Annotated in this window: 18 protein-coding genes; 9 read left to right on the top strand and 9 right to left on the bottom strand. The window is 48.9% G+C overall.

The window, feature by feature from the left end:
- Both MRY86_RS23975 and gldN read left to right on the top strand, forming a co-directional pair.
- Positions 1-261 (top strand): hypothetical protein (locus MRY86_RS23975; protein ID WP_293563911.1); only part of this gene is annotated, 261 nt, incomplete at its 5' end.
- The gene (gene gldN / locus MRY86_RS23980; RefSeq protein ID WP_293563913.1) at positions 258-1,124 is read left to right on the top strand and encodes a gliding motility protein GldN; all 867 of its coding nucleotides are present in this window, start codon (positions 258-260) and stop codon (positions 1,122-1,124) included. The genes MRY86_RS23975 and gldN, both read left to right, overlap by 4 nt.
- A 257-nt stretch (positions 1,125-1,381) precedes the next feature.
- Here the strand turns inward: gldN and MRY86_RS23985 are convergent, their stop codons facing one another.
- From MRY86_RS23985 to MRY86_RS23995, 3 genes are all read right to left on the bottom strand, one after another.
- Positions 1,382-1,720: a metalloregulator ArsR/SmtB family transcription factor gene (locus MRY86_RS23985; protein WP_044146475.1), complete on the bottom strand. Its 339-nt coding sequence runs from the start codon at positions 1,718-1,720 to the stop codon at positions 1,382-1,384.
- Positions 1,721-2,081: 361 nt separating this feature from the next.
- Positions 2,082-2,642: a DUF1572 family protein gene (locus MRY86_RS23990; protein WP_293563915.1), complete on the bottom strand. Its 561-nt coding sequence runs from the start codon at positions 2,640-2,642 to the stop codon at positions 2,082-2,084.
- Positions 2,643-2,693: 51 nt separating this feature from the next.
- The gene (locus MRY86_RS23995; protein WP_293563917.1) at positions 2,694-3,572 is read right to left on the bottom strand and encodes an AraC family transcriptional regulator; all 879 of its coding nucleotides are present in this window, start codon (positions 3,570-3,572) and stop codon (positions 2,694-2,696) included.
- Positions 3,573-3,879: 307 nt separating this feature from the next.
- Here MRY86_RS23995 and MRY86_RS24000 point away from each other — a divergent pair, with 307 nt between their 5' ends.
- The gene (locus MRY86_RS24000; RefSeq protein WP_293563919.1) at positions 3,880-4,965 is read left to right on the top strand and encodes a hypothetical protein; all 1,086 of its coding nucleotides are present in this window, start codon (positions 3,880-3,882) and stop codon (positions 4,963-4,965) included.
- Positions 4,966-5,154: 189 nt separating this feature from the next.
- On the opposite strand, the gene gndA is transcribed toward MRY86_RS24000, so the two are convergent.
- Positions 5,155-6,567, bottom strand: coding sequence for an NADP-dependent phosphogluconate dehydrogenase (gene gndA, locus MRY86_RS24005; RefSeq protein ID WP_293563921.1), 1,413 nt, complete (start codon positions 6,565-6,567; stop codon positions 5,155-5,157).
- Positions 6,560-7,015: an RpiB/LacA/LacB family sugar-phosphate isomerase gene (locus tag MRY86_RS24010; protein ID WP_293563923.1), complete on the bottom strand. Its 456-nt coding sequence runs from the start codon at positions 7,013-7,015 to the stop codon at positions 6,560-6,562. The genes gndA and MRY86_RS24010 overlap by 8 nt, the downstream gene beginning before the upstream one ends.
- Positions 7,016-7,126: 111 nt before the next feature.
- Here MRY86_RS24010 and zwf point away from each other — a divergent pair, with 111 nt between their 5' ends.
- The gene (gene zwf, locus MRY86_RS24015; protein WP_293563925.1) at positions 7,127-8,629 is read left to right on the top strand and encodes a glucose-6-phosphate dehydrogenase; all 1,503 of its coding nucleotides are present in this window, start codon (positions 7,127-7,129) and stop codon (positions 8,627-8,629) included.
- Positions 8,630-8,655: 26 nt separating this feature from the next.
- Positions 8,656-9,381 (top strand): 6-phosphogluconolactonase, encoded by a 726-nt coding sequence (gene pgl / locus MRY86_RS24020; protein ID WP_293563927.1) that lies wholly within the window; start codon positions 8,656-8,658, stop codon positions 9,379-9,381.
- Between the two features lie 9 nt (positions 9,382-9,390).
- Here the strand turns inward: pgl and MRY86_RS24025 are convergent, their stop codons facing one another.
- Positions 9,391-9,810: a hypothetical protein gene (locus tag MRY86_RS24025; RefSeq protein ID WP_293563929.1), complete on the bottom strand. Its 420-nt coding sequence runs from the start codon at positions 9,808-9,810 to the stop codon at positions 9,391-9,393.
- A gap of 155 nt (positions 9,811-9,965) precedes the next feature.
- Here MRY86_RS24025 and MRY86_RS24030 point away from each other — a divergent pair, with 155 nt between their 5' ends.
- From MRY86_RS24030 to MRY86_RS24045, 4 genes are all read left to right on the top strand, one after another.
- On the top strand, positions 9,966-10,721 hold the full coding sequence (locus MRY86_RS24030; RefSeq protein WP_293563931.1) for a class I SAM-dependent methyltransferase: 756 nt from the start codon (positions 9,966-9,968) through the stop codon (positions 10,719-10,721).
- 45 nt (positions 10,722-10,766) lie between these two features.
- Positions 10,767-11,390, top strand: coding sequence for a class I SAM-dependent methyltransferase (locus MRY86_RS24035; protein ID WP_293563933.1), 624 nt, complete (start codon positions 10,767-10,769; stop codon positions 11,388-11,390).
- 282 nt (positions 11,391-11,672) lie between these two features.
- Positions 11,673-12,257 (top strand): hypothetical protein, encoded by a 585-nt coding sequence (locus MRY86_RS24040; protein ID WP_293563935.1) that lies wholly within the window; start codon positions 11,673-11,675, stop codon positions 12,255-12,257.
- A gap of 1 nt (position 12,258) precedes the next feature.
- Entirely contained in the window at positions 12,259-12,696 is a 438-nt protein-coding gene (locus MRY86_RS24045; RefSeq protein ID WP_293563937.1) for a hypothetical protein, read from the top strand.
- Positions 12,697-12,761: 65 nt separating this feature from the next.
- On the opposite strand, the gene MRY86_RS24050 is transcribed toward MRY86_RS24045, so the two are convergent.
- The 3 genes from MRY86_RS24050 to MRY86_RS24060 all read right to left on the bottom strand — a co-directional run bounded on the left by MRY86_RS24050 (position 12,762) and on the right by MRY86_RS24060 (position 14,020).
- Positions 12,762-13,112, bottom strand: a complete 351-nt coding sequence (locus MRY86_RS24050) for a hypothetical protein (protein ID WP_293563939.1) — start codon at positions 13,110-13,112, stop codon at positions 12,762-12,764.
- A 71-nt stretch (positions 13,113-13,183) separates the two neighbouring features.
- Complete coding sequence (locus tag MRY86_RS24055; RefSeq protein ID WP_293563941.1) at positions 13,184-13,528, bottom strand: hypothetical protein; 345 nt, start codon at positions 13,526-13,528, stop codon at positions 13,184-13,186.
- Entirely contained in the window at positions 13,529-14,020 is a 492-nt protein-coding gene (locus MRY86_RS24060; RefSeq protein WP_293563943.1) for a hypothetical protein, read from the bottom strand.
- Positions 14,021-14,736: the final 716 nt, after the last annotated feature.

Consider the following 14,736-nt stretch of genomic DNA (forward strand, 5'->3'; position numbering starts at 1 on the left):
CGATTAAGTGGTTTGCCACAGCAAACCTACTCAATGTCAGCATTTACGCTGGGAAGTGGCTTGCTCCGATGTCGCAAACCACTTCGTATTGCGTATAGTTTATTTTTGCGGTCATTTGGTGGCGCGAAAAGGAAAAACGTGGTGTTAATCCGCTGCTATACTTTCTTCCTTCATTGGAAAAGCAGTATTTTTCGCATCCTAAGGCTTTTGGCCGTGGTCAAATTCTCGTTCAAACAAATTAAATTAAAAAATCAGCCATGAAGATCGCTCTGAAATTTTTCAGCTTAGGATTGTTGATGTTCTTCCTCGCTGGTCCGCTCAATGCACAGACTCCCGACAACATCATCATGACTGAGTCAGGGGAGATGAATGCGGACAAGCCCCTCGATGATATCGTAGAAAAGCGCCTGACCTTTGAGAAGCGCGTTTTACCTTACGACCATATCCGTGAGGCAGATATTTTCTGGGAAAAGCGCATCTGGCGGGTCATTGATGTACGTGAGAAAATGAACCTTGCTTTTGCTTATCCTGAGCGCCCGTTTTTCACCATTTTAATGGAAGCTGCTGAAGCAGGTGAAATTACTGTCTACAGCACAGAGGATGATAAGTTCTCCATTCCGCTTACCCCCGATGAGGTAGCCTCAATGGGAGCCAGCGTGGATACTATCGCTACTGTGGACCCGGAAACGTACGAAGAGACTTTCCAGATTGTCCGTAACGAAGTAGACCCCACTGATGTCAAGCGGTACCGCCTGAAGGAAATTTGGTTCTTCGATGAAGAAACCTCTACTATGCAGGTGCGTATCCTCGGTATCGCACCCCTTATCGAGGAGTTTGATGATAATGGCAATTTCAGATATGAGCGCCCTATGTTCTGGGTATACTACCCTGAAGCCCGTGAGGTGCTGGCCCGGGAGCGCGTGTTCAATATTGCCAATGACTCCAGCCCGATGAGCTATGAGGACCTGTTTGAAATGCGGTTCTTCGCCAGCTACATCTACAAGGAGTCTAACGTATTCGACCGTCGTCTCGAAGATTACCTTTCCGGTACAGACTTGCTTATGGAGTCAGAACGGATCCGTCAGGAGATTTTCAACTTTGAGCACGATCTCTGGTCGTACTAAAAAAGCAAAATTCGCTTAGTACAATCTTCATCGAAGCTGACTGCGTCAGTTTTCTGTGAAGTTTGGTTTCATAAAATGAAAAAGCGGTTTCGGATCTGGTCCGGCACCGCTTTTTTATTGCTTTGAACTTGTAACCACCCAAATCAGGTCTTGGTACTAACCTGTAAGGTCAACCTGGGGGCATTGACAAAACGGAATGTCACTTCAAAAGAAGTGGGAAAAAGTACGCTTATCGGAGGAAAAGAGGACCGGACTGATTAGGAAGCCAGCTCATCCACCAGACGGGAAATTTGCGCAAGGCGGTCCCGGTTCAGCGAATAGTTGATAAACTTGCCTTGCCGCTCCGTATCAACAACCCCTGCACGCCGCAGAATAGCAAGGTGCTGCGAAGCTACAGATTGTTCCAGCCGCAGTTTGATATAAATATCGGTTACGGTCATGCTTTCGCTTTCTTCCAACAGACCGATAATCCGCTGACGCAGCTTATGGTTGATGGCGCGTAAAACCAATACGGCTTTTCGCAGCTCGGCATAATCCAGTGTGATATCGCTATCGCCCTGATTTAGTGTTACGGTTTCGTTCTTCTGTTTTCTCATATCAAGCTATTTTACATATTAAAGAAACTCTTCAAGTCATTTGCAATTACTGTGCCAAAAAATGAAGACGTTTCTTTTCCTGTAAAATGATTTAGTTTTCAGATCGATCAGGGAAAGGCAGGGATGGTTACAACTGTGCTATTGTTTGATGTTGATTGCCTCTCGGAGCTTTTATTCAGCAGGCTTCGGTTTTAGGTAGTCGCCAAAAGGTTAAGCTCTCTAGCCGTTAAATCGACTTTAAAAAAATAGTGTCCTTACAAAAGTAAAAAAATATTCACATAAATGAAATGTGTAATAAGGTCTTATCGTCTATTTTTTTAGGAGTCATGCATAGGACTTGGCTCGATATGATACTTTTTTCTTATTCGTAGAATCGCTTTCTTACTTTTGGTTGATCAAAGCGCTTTGCGTTATAAGCTTGGGTTCCGCCCCTGGCAATGCTCAAAGATTGCCAATGCTCCCCGACAGCCTGTTTAGACAGTAGTACGATTTGACCGCAATGATAGCTGTAATGAGCAAGCTGCCGCTGCAGCGCCTCCAGTATCGTATGCCCTTCGTTTCTAATGTAAATGAGATCTTGCAGTTGCTCAGGCTTCAAAAGATCGATCGCTTCAAACAAACAAGCCCAGCCTTCCTCCCAGGCCTGCATAACCTCGGTTCGATTTACGAAGGTCGGATTAAATTCCCCTTCCCGGTCCCGCCAGGGTTTTTCCCCATCCTCGGTCAGGAAGTTGGTCCAACGTGACAGCATATTACCATGCAGGTGCTTAACGATAGTTGCAATACTATTCTGGCTATTGTCAATAGTGAGAAAGAGCGCGTCGTCAGGGGCCTGTGCCATAGCTCGTTCACCAAGTGACTTGTAATAGCTGAAGAGCGGACGGAGGTTGTCCAGAAAGTTAAGTGGTGTAGTGGTTGACATTTTTTTAGGGCAAAATACGGCATCCTGAATGCCCATGCTTTGGTACCGAGCTCAAAAGCTGTGTGCAGCAGCCCTTTTCCGGTAATCGGAGGGGCTTAACCGGTGAGCTTTTTTGAAAGCCGCACTAAAGTGGGATAAATCCTGGAAGCCACACTCAAAAGCAATTTGAGTGACTGGCAGCCCGGTATGTTCCAGCAGATGCGCACCGTGTTGAAGCCGGCGTTCATGCAGCCACTGGCCAGGCGGTTGAGCATAAGCGGCTTTAAAGTCTCGTTTAAACGCTGACAGGCTGCGTTGTGCCAATTGGGCAAATGCAGACATCGGTAAATTGAGCATGAAATTTTGTTCCATTACAGAGGCAATAGTAGGCTTGCTCTGTAGCAGTCCATTCAGAAATAAAGCAAAGCTTGCGTTTTCAGGCTCAGCAATCAGGTTGAGCAGTAGTTCTTCCAGTTTGAGGGTAAGGCCCCGGCGGCGGGCTTCGTTGAGCGGCGTGTTGAAATAAGGCAGTACCGCATGGTAAAACTGGCTTACCGGTTCTGTGATGTGCAACCGGATCCCCGGTGCCTGACTGGCCCGGTTTGGGGTGGGAAGCAAATCTGCATGTCGGTGGGCAAATTGCTCCAGAAAAGGTTCATCCAGAAAAAAGAGGACGCTTTGGAATACGCCCTGATCAATAGGTATTTCAGACATCAGATAGCTGCCCTTGCGCAGGAACAATGCTTTATCAGCCGTTACAGGAAATTTGGCGCCTCCAGCTTCGACAACCTTCTCCCCCTGCAATACGAAAACGATAAAGTGCTGAGAAGACCAGGTGCGTATTCGGTTCATCTGTTCATAGGACCTGTACTCAATAAACCGGAACCCTTCCTCTACTTCTATCTTGGGGAAATCGCGGCTGGACTTAAAATACTGGTCTAATTGATGCATGAAGTGATGTTATACAGGTTGCTTTTAGCATGCCTTAATTAAAAAAACAGAACCAATGTTCTCAAATCTTTTCATACCAGACTTTGTTGGCACCGCTGGTTTTTAGCTGAGCTTCCAGCCAGGCACGCAGGTTAACGCCGCTTTAATACGGGGCAGCTGGGTTGTTTCCCTGGCTTTTCTTACTTGTGTTATTTCGGCATTTTCTCACTATTTTACAAAATAGCGAGAAAATGCCGGGTCTTACTAAGCAGCTTTTTACAATTTAAACAAAAAATTGTAATTTACAGTGACTAAACTCTGTAGCCACATGCAAAAGTATTTTAGCGCTGTTCTCTTGGTGGGTATATTTCTGTCCGATATTGGATTGCTCGCCGCTCAAGATATTTCCATTACGATTTCCGATGGCGCTTCGCCAATATTTATTGAAAGCACAAATGACGAGGTCGTCAGTTACCGTGCCTTCGATGATGAGCAAGCGCTTATTCGGAACGTTAATTTACAGCAAGCCGGAACCCTGCAATACCAAGACCAGCAAAGCAACTCCAGCTACCTTGCTAGTCTGGAAGAGCACTATGAAGAAAGTAGTGATACCTCCAGGCTTTTCATTGTTACGACAACTGACGGTAATACCTATGTGGGCAAAATCCTAAGCCAGGAGGGTGCTACTGTCCAAGTGGAAACTCAAACGCTCGGTGTTATCAATATCCCCAAAGAAAATATCAAAAAAATTACAATGGTGTCTTCTACAAGTTCTCTTAGAGACGGAGAGCTGTGGGAGCCAAACTCATTTGCCTCCCGGTATTTCATAACACCAAGTGGTTACGGCTTAGCAGCTGGGGAAGGGTATTATCAAAACAACTGGATATTTTTCAATCAATTAAATGTAGGGATCACAGATCACGTTTCTATCGGCTTGGGTGCTGTTCCCCTGTTTCTTTTTGGCGGTGCCCCCACACCAGTTTGGCTTAATCCTAAAGTTAGTGTACCCATTTCAAAAGACAAGTTTAATATTGGTGGCAGCGCCCTTGTCGGAACAGTCTTAGGCGGAGGTACGGATGGAGGTGGCTTTGGATTTCTCATTGGTACCGCTACACTTGGCGATAAAAACCGTAATGCCAGCTTCGGCCTGGGATATGGTTACGCAAATGGTAACTTTGCCCAAACTCCTGTTATCACTTTCAGTGGGACCTACCGCGTTGGTCAGAAAGGGTATCTGGTTACCGATAATTTTTTTGTTAGCACTGCAGGGTTTACTTCGGGGATTATTATGATAGGAGGGCGCACGGTATGGCCCTCAATTACTCTGGACTATGGAGGCTTAATTCCATTTGGAGATGTAGGGTCACTGATTGTCTTTCCCTGGCTGGGGGTTTCCGTACCTTTTGGCTCCTAATGGTCCTATATGCCAGAAATAGCAGCTATTCTGGCAAACATTATAGAATTAGGTCTGCCAAAATGGACCGGATTTAACTCATGTCGCTTACCTGAATGATCCCCGAAATCCACGCTTCCTATGCTTTCCAAGCTCTCAAAGAGCGTAAACTAAAGGGAATACGTTGGTTTCGGGGCTCATCTTTTCTGCCTACTCCCATGCCGTATGAAAAATGCCTTCCCGGTCCGTCCGCTCATAAGTGTGCGATCCGAAAAAGTCTCGTTGTGCCTGTACCAGGTTAAGGGGCAGGCGCTCATCCCGGTAAGCATCAAAGTAATTTAGGGTGGAGGACAGGGCAAGAGTAGGGATGCCAAACTGTGCAGCGGTTTGAATGACGCTCCTCGCACCACGTTGTCCATAGAGCAAAGAACTTTGGAAGAGTGGCGACCGCACCAGGTTATTCAGTTCCGGTTCCTGCTGATACGCCTGACGCATGTCCTCCAGAATTTCTGCCCGGATGATGCACCCGCCCCGCCAGATTTTGGCGATCGTTTCGAGGTTGAGGTTGAAACCGTACTCCCGGGAGGCTTCTGCTAACAGGTGCATGCCTTGTGCGTAGGTGATCATAAAAGCAAAATGTAAGGCCTCACCGACCTGACTGACCAATTGCGCCTGATCCACAGCCGGGTAGCTTTCAATCGACCGGCTGTAGTGAGGGGCGGTTGCCGCCCGTTCTGCCTTGAATGCCGATAGTCCGCGCATAGTTACTGCTGCATCAATAGTAGGCACCGGGATGCCAAGGTCCATTGCGTTTTGGGAGGTCCATTTGCCCGTGCCCTTCTGCTTGGCTTTGTCCAGAATTTTATCCACCAGCCAACCTTCGCCCTGATCATCGGGTTGAGCAAAAATTTTACTGGTGATTTCCACCAGGAAAGACTCCAGTGCACCCTCATTCCACTTTTTGAAAGTTTCATGTAGTGCCGGATTATCCAGCTTTCCTGCATTTTTGAGGATGTCATAGGCTTCAGCCAATAGTTGCATCAGCCCATACTCTATGCCGTTGTGCACCATTTTGACGTAGTGCCCTGCAGCACCGTTGCCCAGGTGCGCCACGCAGGGCTCGCCTTTAGCTTTGGCCGCCACCGCCTCCAGGATCGGAGCCACTAGCTGATAGGCTTCCGGGTCTCCGCCCGGCATAATGCTCGGCCCGCGCCTTGCGCCTTCTGCACCACCGGAAACTCCCATGCCCATAAAGCGGATGCCTTTGGCCTTAAGCTGTTCAAAGCGGCGGTCGGTATCCGGGAAATAGGAATTCCCCCCATCGATGATCAGGTCCTTTTCATCAAGGTGGGGGAGGAGGGATTCAATGACGCTATCCACTGCTTTGCCAGCAGGGACCAGCAGCATGATTTTGCGCGGTTGGGCGAGTGCCTTTACGAATGTGGCGGTGTCCGTTGTGCTCATCACGGGCTTGCCTTCTCCTTCTTTTTCCAGTGCAGCCGCTTTTTCAGCATCCAGGTCCAGCCCGGCAGCTGAAAAGCCATGATCAAGCACATTGAGGATGAAATTGCGGCCCATTACACCCAGGCCAATCATGCCGAAGTCGTATCCTTTATTATCCATTGTTGGCATTTTCGATTTGTTGAAGTTTTTGCAGCCTGCGGTCGTGACGTTCTTCACCGCTGTACTGCGCTTTCGCGAAAGCAAAGACCAGTTCCCGGGCAAGTTCAGGGCCTATGACCCTTCCGCCCAGGCAAAGCAGGTTCATATCATCGTGCTCCACCCCTTGCCGGGCAGAGTAGGTTTCAGTGATGAGGGCGGCGCGGACCCCTTTGGTTTTATTGGCTACGATTGCTGCGCCCACGCCGCTGCCACATACGGCTATACCGCGGTCTACTTCGCCTGTAGCTACGGCTTCAGCTAGCGGGTGCACCAAATCCGGATAGTCGTCTTGTGCCTCGTAGGCATGCGCTCCAAGATCGGTGATCCCGAAGCCCGCCTCCTGGAGCCATTGGGCAATTTGGTTTTTAAGGTCGAAGCCACCGTGGTCGGCAGCAAGTCCAATCTTCATAGGTAATTAATGTCTGTATTAGAACTTTAGTGGCTGTCCAGCCTTTTGTTAAAACAGGGCTATGCATTCCTGGTTGCATGGCACTGCTCGAATTCATCAAAAAATAACCCAATGGACCCACAGGTTTTTGTGATTTTCGGTGCTTCCGGCGACCTGGCCAAGCGCAAGTTGCTCCCAGCTATTTACGAGCTTTATTGCAGCGGTCTGCTTCCTGAGTCGTTCGCTGTGCTGGGCGTCAGCCGCACGGATTATAGCGATGACGCCTTTCGGCAGGAGGTTTTTACAGACAACGAATTTATCGAGGACAGCAAGAAGCAAGACTTCGCCCAGAAATTGTTTTACGAACCCATTGACACCCTCGAAGCCAGGGAATATCCCAAGGTTCGACAGCGCCTGCAGAAGATCGACGAGCAAATGGGCACATCGGGCAACTACGTCTTCTATTTGTCGGTCCCCCCCCGCCTGTACACCGAAATCCCGAAGTACCTGGCCCAGGAAGACCTGAACAAAAAGGAGGGCTGTTTCCGGAGGCTGATTATTGAAAAACCTTTTGGCTATGACATGGACTCTGCTCAAAGCCTGAACAAAAGCCTGCAGCAGCATTTCGATGAAGAACAGATATACCGGATTGACCACTACCTGGGCAAAGAGACTGTGCAAAATCTCTTGGTGACGCGGTTTGCCAATGGGATATTCGAACCGCTTTGGAACCGCAATTACATCCACCATATCGAAATAACTTCCGCTGAAAAAATTGGGGTGGGCGACCGGGGCGGCTACTACGATTCCTCCGGTGCGCTTCGGGATATGGTCCAAAACCACCTGCTGCAAATTGTGGCGCACGTAGCCATGGAGCCGCCTATCAATGCAGATGCCGGGTCAATCCGCAGCGAGAAGCTCAAGCTCTTCAAAGCTTTGCGCCCCATTGCAGAGTCGGAGGTGGAGCATTATGCCATCCGGGGGCAGTACATCGGTGCGGATATTGGCGGTAAGCACATCAAAGGCTACCGGGAAGAAAAAGGCGTGGGGGATGATTCCATGACAGAAACCTACGTTGCCCTGAAGTTTTTTATCGACAACTGGCGCTGGGCAGGGGTGCCTTTCTACATCCGAACCGGCAAACACCTGCCTACCAAAGCCACTGAGGTGGTGGTCTATTTTAAATCGCCTCCCCATCATTTGTTCCGCAGCAATGAAGAAATGATGAACATGAACAATCAGCTGATCATGCGCATTCAGCCGGACGAGGGGCTGCTGCTGCAATTTGGCATGAAAGTGCCCGGTGCCGGCTTCAATGTGAAGAATGTAGAGATGGACTTCCACTATTCCGACCTGACCGATGCGCACGTGCCCGAAGCTTACGAGCGCCTGATTCTGGATGCCATGAAAGGGGACGCGACGCTGTATGCACGGGGCGACAGTGTGGAAGAAGCCTGGCGCTTTGTGGACCCGATCCTGAATGCGTGGAAGAACAATCCGGACATCAAGCTATACGGCTATCCGGCCGGTACCTGGGGGCCCGATGTGGCAGACAACCTCATTGATGGCGAGCGGGTAAGCTGGCGAAATCCCTGCCGGAACTTGACAGACTCCCGGAATTTTTGCGAACTTTAGCGGCACACACAAAAACCTGAAGCCATATGCACATCCACATTGCAGATACTCCTGGGCAGGTGGCCCGTAACTTCGCTGAGTTTTTCGAGAAATGGCTGGCTGAAAAAAAAGAGCCGGTGAATGTCGCCCTTTCGGGGGGGAGCACTCCCGCTGTGTTGTTCCGGCTCTGGACAGAAGAGTACCAAGATCGGATAGATTGGGAACAAATCCACTTTTTTTGGGGCGATGAACGATGCGTGCCCCCGGATGATGCCGAAAGCAATTTTAAAATGGCAGACGACCTGTTCCTGACACCAGTAGGCGTACCGTCCTGCAACGTTCACCGTTTGCGCGGGGAGTTGCCGGCTGAGGCCGAAGCGGGACGTTACGGAGAGGAAATCAAGGAATGCCTGCCCATGCAAGAGGGATGGCCGGTATTTGACCTTATTATGCTGGGTATGGGTGGAGACGGCCATACTGCATCCATTTTTCCCCATCAGATGGAATTGCTGAAAGCAGAAGAGGTTTGTGCTTTGGCAGAACATCCGGTAAGTGGCCAGGAGCGGGTAACGCTAACCGGTCACGTGCTGAATAATGCCCGGGAAGTCGCCTTCCTGGTCACCGGGCAAAGCAAAGCGGAAAAAGTTTCTGCTATCCTTAACAAGGCACCCGGAGCGGCTGATTACCCCGCAGCGCATGTACAGCCCACACACGGTCAACTGCATTGGTTTATGGACCAGAAAGCGGCAAAGGGCGTGGATGAGAAGGTCTGATACGGTCTCTCAGAATAAAGAGACCATCCTGGACCGCATTTGCCGGGCGCAGAAGGGGTAGTTCTCCTTAGCCCGTTCAAAGATGGCTTCGGTGTCTTTTTCAGGATCGAAGGTGCGTTCCTTTTTCGCCTGAGTCGTAATGGCGCGGAGTTTGCCGGTATAAACGCTGTCCTGGAAAAAGTCCCGGCGCACCCAATCCTCCGTCAGGTGCGGAGGCGAATTCAACACTTCTTCCCAACTGATACCTGAGGATTCCTGATAGAGCCTTGCCGCCTCCTGCATGGTTTGACCCTCGCTGTTGGTGCAGCTGCAAAGCATTTCGATCAGGTTGGGCGGCCGTTGACTATCAGGCAGGGCAGGTCTCTGGGCATTGCAGGCGGTGAGTAGCAGTGGCAGCATCAGGAAAAAGGAAATAGAACGATTTTGCATTTGGTCCGGTCTTTGAATGAGCTTACACCGCTTGAACTGGTGCAGCCGCCGGAAGTTCGGTCAAGCTGTCGGCATCTGTGTAGCGTGTAAAGCCTCTTTGGGGGCTGACTGGCGATCAGAGCCTTCTTCGGCAAAATAAAATACAACATTACCCTATGGAGGAATCTGACTTTGAATTATTAGGCGAATACTATTCCATGCTGGAACGACAGGGCCCCGGCAGCCCGGAAACGACCCTAAAGGCCCTCAGCTTTGTAGAGACTCATGATTCAATCTTACGGATAGCCGATATCGGGTGCGGCACCGGAGCCCACACCTTGCTGCTGGCAGAGCATCTGCCCGGCAGTCAGGTCACTGCGCTGGATCTTTTCCCAGTCTTCATTGAACAACTCAGCGCCAATGCTGCACAAGCTGGGCTGCAAGACCGGGTGAAGGGCATCACCGGCAATATGGAGGCCTTGCCCTTTAAGCCTGACAGCCTGGACCTGATCTGGTCCGAAGGCGCCATTTACAACATCGGCTTTGAGCGTGGTATCCGGGAATGGTGGGCCTTCCTCAAAACTGGGGGCTACCTGGCGGTATCAGAAATTACCTGGCTCACGCAAGAGCGCCCCTCAGAGCTGCAGGATTACTGGAGCGCTGCTTACCCGGAGATCAACACCGCTTCCGCTAAAATGGGGCAGATGGAAGCCGCAGGTTATACGCCCAGGGCTGCTTTCGTTATCCCGGAGAATTGCTGGACCGATCATTACTACAGTCCGCAGATTGCGGTGCGGGAAGCCTTCCTGGAAAAGCATCCCGGCAATCCTGCTGTGAAGGCCTTTATTGAAAACGACCGGGCAGAAGCTGATTTGTACGAACGGTTTAAGCAGTACTATGGCTACGTGTTTTACATTGGGCAAAAGGTGTAGGCCGTTAGGATTACTCTTTATGCAGGCCTTTAATCACTAAAAAACATGGACAAAAACGCAAATATCGGCGCATTGGCTGCTAAAACAAGAAGTGTCTACGAACAGTACGGTTTGCAGTACGACGCCGAGCGCAGCCGGTTGCTGTTCGAAAAGAAATGGCTTCGCCGGTTTGAGAATTTGTTGCCTGCATCAGCGGCTATTCTTGATGCCGGTTGCGGGGGAGGGGAGCCGATCGGGCGTTATTTCATAGAGCAGGGCTATGAAGTCACTGGTATCGACTTCGCAGCGCCCATGGTTGAGCTGGCGAAAGCGCGCTTCCCCGACAGCACTTGGCACCGAATGGACATGCGGGCGTTGGACTTGCCAAAATCCTTTCAGGGCATCATCAGTTGGCACAGCTTTTTCCACCTGACGCCCGCTGAGCAACGCGCAACTTTGGTCCGGTTTGCCCAACATTTGCAACCGGAAGGCCTGCTCTTGCTGACCGTGGGCCCTGATGCGGGGGAAGTTACCGGCCACGTAGGTGGGCAACCGGTCTACCACAGCAGCCTTTCGCCGGCAGCGTATCAGGAAGTACTCCATAGCCTGGGCATGACGGTCCTTGACTTTGTACCGGAGGATCCGGAATGTGATTTTGCTTCGGTGCTGCTTTCGCGGAAAATGGGATAGTATCTAGCACAACGCTTCTGTTTTCGCCTTCAGGGGGTTAGCTGCTACATACTTTCAGAAAGCCAGTAATATTAGGCAAGTCTTGAACAATTGTTTCTATTCGGCAATCCTATTAAAAGCTTTTTCAGTGGCATTGAAGGGATCGTATATGGCTGAGAGGCCTCTGAGACGGAAAGCGCGATTAGTAGTTGTTTATAACAATTGTTATGAATATTTATACTTCGATTTGAACCAGCAATGTTGTTGTAATTGCTTATATTTGGCTAGCTCACTGTAGAAATCATGGTGAAACTTCCAATTTCTGATAAAACTCGAAATATTCAGAGTCAGGCAATTGAATCTAATGGCGTTGATGAGGCTACATTAGAAAAAAAACGAACGCCTTACCATTTTTTGCTCTTGATTGTATGCGCTGCATTAGGAGCCGGGCTTTGGATGGGACAAGAGGAAGATAGTACATCCTCCATAATTGTTCTTGATCAAGATGGAAATGTCGAACTTAGTCCAGAACGAAAAGCAAAGTTAGCTCGTGAACTGGACGAAATCGATAATGCTGAGCAATATGCTTTGATTGCTGCTGTAAATGGTCATTTTCCTTGTTTTTCTTGTATGGATGGCTCAACTACCATATTTTTAAAGAAGGGCGAGGTTTGGAAATACGGTGTTACAAGAAAGGGGGAACAGATAAGGTACCCTGCTGGAAACTTTGGAGCTATGGATTTATACTATGTTCCTCAATTTAAAGGAGACTACGCAGCCTGTTTAAAAGAAGAAAAAAGGAAAATCTATTATTACCCAACATTGCCAGAAGCATTAATGCGGTCTGTAGAGCTAATCAGGCCTCCTGGAAATAAAACTGATAGTTGAAATGACAATAGCCAACGGCATATTACCCCAAGACCGTCAAATTTATATTAGTGGACGGATTTGGCACGATATACTTCCGAAAGTGGATTTTAGCCCATTTCTGTATGCCCTGCATGATTCCATTAATCTCAGTGATTTTGGGAAGGGGCTTCAGCGTTACTACTTCAGCTTTATTTTGATGCCGGAGGGAGAGCAAATTAACCTTCCTTACGCACACTACGATGCAGAACGCCGCATTGCAGATGTTGCAGTCTCTGTACCTTATGGAGACTATGAAGAAAAAACTACAAATCGTATCCTGATGCTTGAAAATGCTTATCTCCAGGGCATTGATCGACTTGCTGCCCTTAATATTCCTGAATTTGATGTGAAAGCTTTCTATCAAAATGTTAAAGAGGTATTTGCAGCAGAAGGATGGTATGGGAAGTGGCTGGATTAAAAGTAGCTCAGGCTACCAAACTGGCATACTCTGCTTATTTGAAAAGTCATTTCGTGCCGACAGCTCTATGTGGTACTCCTGAGCTTTTTTATCCTTCCGATCAGCGCAGCAGGCACCTCCTCCAACTCCCGCAATCGCTCCAGCACCTGCCTGATCACCGCCTGCCGGAATCTTTCAGCGGATGCATCTTCCCGTTCGACCGGTACATACCATGCAATTTGGGTCTCATCCCAGTCAAAGGTGTCTCTGTCTTTGTTGATACGCAGGTCAATGACTACGTATAAAACAGGCAGGGTCAAGCCTTCTGCTGCGGTATTGAAATCATCTTCCAGCTCCTTCAGGACATCAGGGACAAATTTCAAATCAGCTTCTTCGGCCATCAGGCCGAGGCGGAAAGTGCGGGTGGTGAAAATCATAAAAAACAGGAATTCTTCCCTTGTGATCTTACAAAGGCCAATGATTAATTAGGCTGGTTCCTATTGGTGTATTATGTATCCCCGAGTAGCATTATCTTATCGGTCAACAGTTCAGGAATGCCTTCCACACCATCTAGCCATTTAGTCAACTGTCCGACTACCTCCGAACGAAAATTAGTCAGCTCCATACCCTGCAAGCATAAATGCAGTATTACTTTCCCTTTTGTCAATTCCAAGCTATCTTCTGCGGGGTATTTGCGGAGATCTAAGGTCACGTAAATCGTAGGCAACTGTTCCTCTCCAACGATTGCATTCAGATCATCTTCCAGCTTATTGAACTTATCGTGTATGGCTGGGAGATCTTTTTCTTCGACCATGAGACCGAGGCGGAAGGTACGGGTGGTGGTAGTTTTCATTTAAGTATCTCGTTTGTTCCCAGGTGGACGTATTAATGGATGTTGTCTTTTAAGGTTCTCCGGAAGTAATGCATACGTATAAATCTTAATCTTTTCTTGCTTCAAGCACTCTTGAAGTTGACCTGTGTACTGAATGGTGTAAATTAATCGGCGATCTAGAAGTCCAGTGCCATACCTTTCTTTTTCACCTTTTCTGGTTACGCCATACTTCCAAACTTCACTTTTAAGGAGAAATATGTGGTCCGTGTTTTTGCAGTGAAAACAAGGATACCATCCATCTATTGCGGCAACTAAGGCATACTGTTCCGCATTCTCAAGCTCTTCCAGCTCCTTTTCCAGCTTTTGCCTTCTTTCAGGTGAAAGTTTAGCGAAATCGTTCCCGTAAAACAGCAGAGCAGTGCTGCCAATCAACAGTATCAGCAATATCACATAACGCTCCCAGCTTCTTTTATCTGTCGGTATCAACCGCGGCGGCCTCTTTTTGACAACCATACAAAATAGGATTAAGCCTATGCGAGTCCACAAAGGCGAATGAGTCTATTTTGCAAGTTGGGGAAGTGGCCGATGATTGTAATAGCCACAGGGATACAACAATATTAAATCTTTTGGGGCAATAAAGCAAGGAGGGCCAGCCTTGTCGGGGCGCTTTCCCCGGTCTTTACCGGGGTCCGGCAGGTTCTTCCAGGAAAGGCCGGGCAGAGCACCTGGTAAGGTCTTGGTTTAAGCTCTACACCAGCAGTCCTGTCGGGGCGCTTCCCTTCCGGTCTTTACCAGGATCCGGCAGGTTCTTCCACTATACCAGGGGTTGCGGAGCTACAGTTGAGGGATACATTTTTGCTAGCCAGGAAAACCAGCAAATATGCCGTCTTCCTAATTTAGGGAATAGCGCTTTAATTTCCTGCGCCGTTGTCGGTTTATCAGCTGTCGGCTCTTCTGTGAGTAGGTTATCTTATCATCAAACAATCTAAACTTGAAGCTGTCAGCGGTCCATTGGCCTGCCACATAAGCTGTACCTCATTCGTCAACTTGTAGCATCCCCGTATCACGCCCTGGTGCTTCCGTGAGTAGGCCCCTGCCGCTGTAGTCGTCAACGATCAGTTGAAGGTGTGACCCCTACAGGGTCAGTGCTGGCATATAGCCTACGTTACTGATGGGTGACCCCGCTGGGGTCTGTTTCGGCACTTGAGGGTGCAGCTTTTCTATGTCAC

Origin of the sequence: Phaeodactylibacter sp. (assembly GCF_022763345.1) — a bacterium.
In the GTDB taxonomy this organism is placed as follows: domain Bacteria; phylum Bacteroidota; class Bacteroidia; order Chitinophagales; family Saprospiraceae; genus Phaeodactylibacter.

Coding starts and splice junctions, on each gene's coding strand:
- pgl (WP_293563927.1), top strand. CDS start 8,656: ATGCACATCCACATTGCAGATACTCCTGGGCAGGTGGCCCGTAACTTC.
- MRY86_RS24030 (WP_293563931.1), top strand. CDS start 9,966: ATGGAGGAATCTGACTTTGAATTATTAGGCGAATACTATTCCATGCTG.
- gldN (WP_293563913.1), top strand. CDS start 258: ATGAAGATCGCTCTGAAATTTTTCAGCTTAGGATTGTTGATGTTCTTC.
- MRY86_RS24010 (WP_293563923.1), bottom strand. CDS start 7,015: ATGAAGATTGGACTTGCTGCCGACCACGGTGGCTTCGACCTTAAAAAC.
- MRY86_RS24045 (WP_293563937.1), top strand. CDS start 12,259: ATGACAATAGCCAACGGCATATTACCCCAAGACCGTCAAATTTATATT.
- MRY86_RS24025 (WP_293563929.1), bottom strand. CDS start 9,810: ATGCAAAATCGTTCTATTTCCTTTTTCCTGATGCTGCCACTGCTACTC.
- MRY86_RS23990 (WP_293563915.1), bottom strand. CDS start 2,642: ATGTCAACCACTACACCACTTAACTTTCTGGACAACCTCCGTCCGCTC.
- MRY86_RS23985 (WP_044146475.1), bottom strand. CDS start 1,720: ATGAGAAAACAGAAGAACGAAACCGTAACACTAAATCAGGGCGATAGC.
- MRY86_RS24060 (WP_293563943.1), bottom strand. CDS start 14,020: ATGGTTGTCAAAAAGAGGCCGCCGCGGTTGATACCGACAGATAAAAGA.
- MRY86_RS24035 (WP_293563933.1), top strand. CDS start 10,767: ATGGACAAAAACGCAAATATCGGCGCATTGGCTGCTAAAACAAGAAGT.
- MRY86_RS24055 (WP_293563941.1), bottom strand. CDS start 13,528: ATGAAAACTACCACCACCCGTACCTTCCGCCTCGGTCTCATGGTCGAA.
- MRY86_RS24000 (WP_293563919.1), top strand. CDS start 3,880: ATGCAAAAGTATTTTAGCGCTGTTCTCTTGGTGGGTATATTTCTGTCC.
- MRY86_RS24050 (WP_293563939.1), bottom strand. CDS start 13,112: ATGATTTTCACCACCCGCACTTTCCGCCTCGGCCTGATGGCCGAAGAA.
- MRY86_RS24040 (WP_293563935.1), top strand. CDS start 11,673: ATGGTGAAACTTCCAATTTCTGATAAAACTCGAAATATTCAGAGTCAG.
- MRY86_RS23995 (WP_293563917.1), bottom strand. CDS start 3,572: ATGCATCAATTAGACCAGTATTTTAAGTCCAGCCGCGATTTCCCCAAG.
- gndA (WP_293563921.1), bottom strand. CDS start 6,567: ATGGATAATAAAGGATACGACTTCGGCATGATTGGCCTGGGTGTAATG.
- zwf (WP_293563925.1), top strand. CDS start 7,127: ATGGACCCACAGGTTTTTGTGATTTTCGGTGCTTCCGGCGACCTGGCC.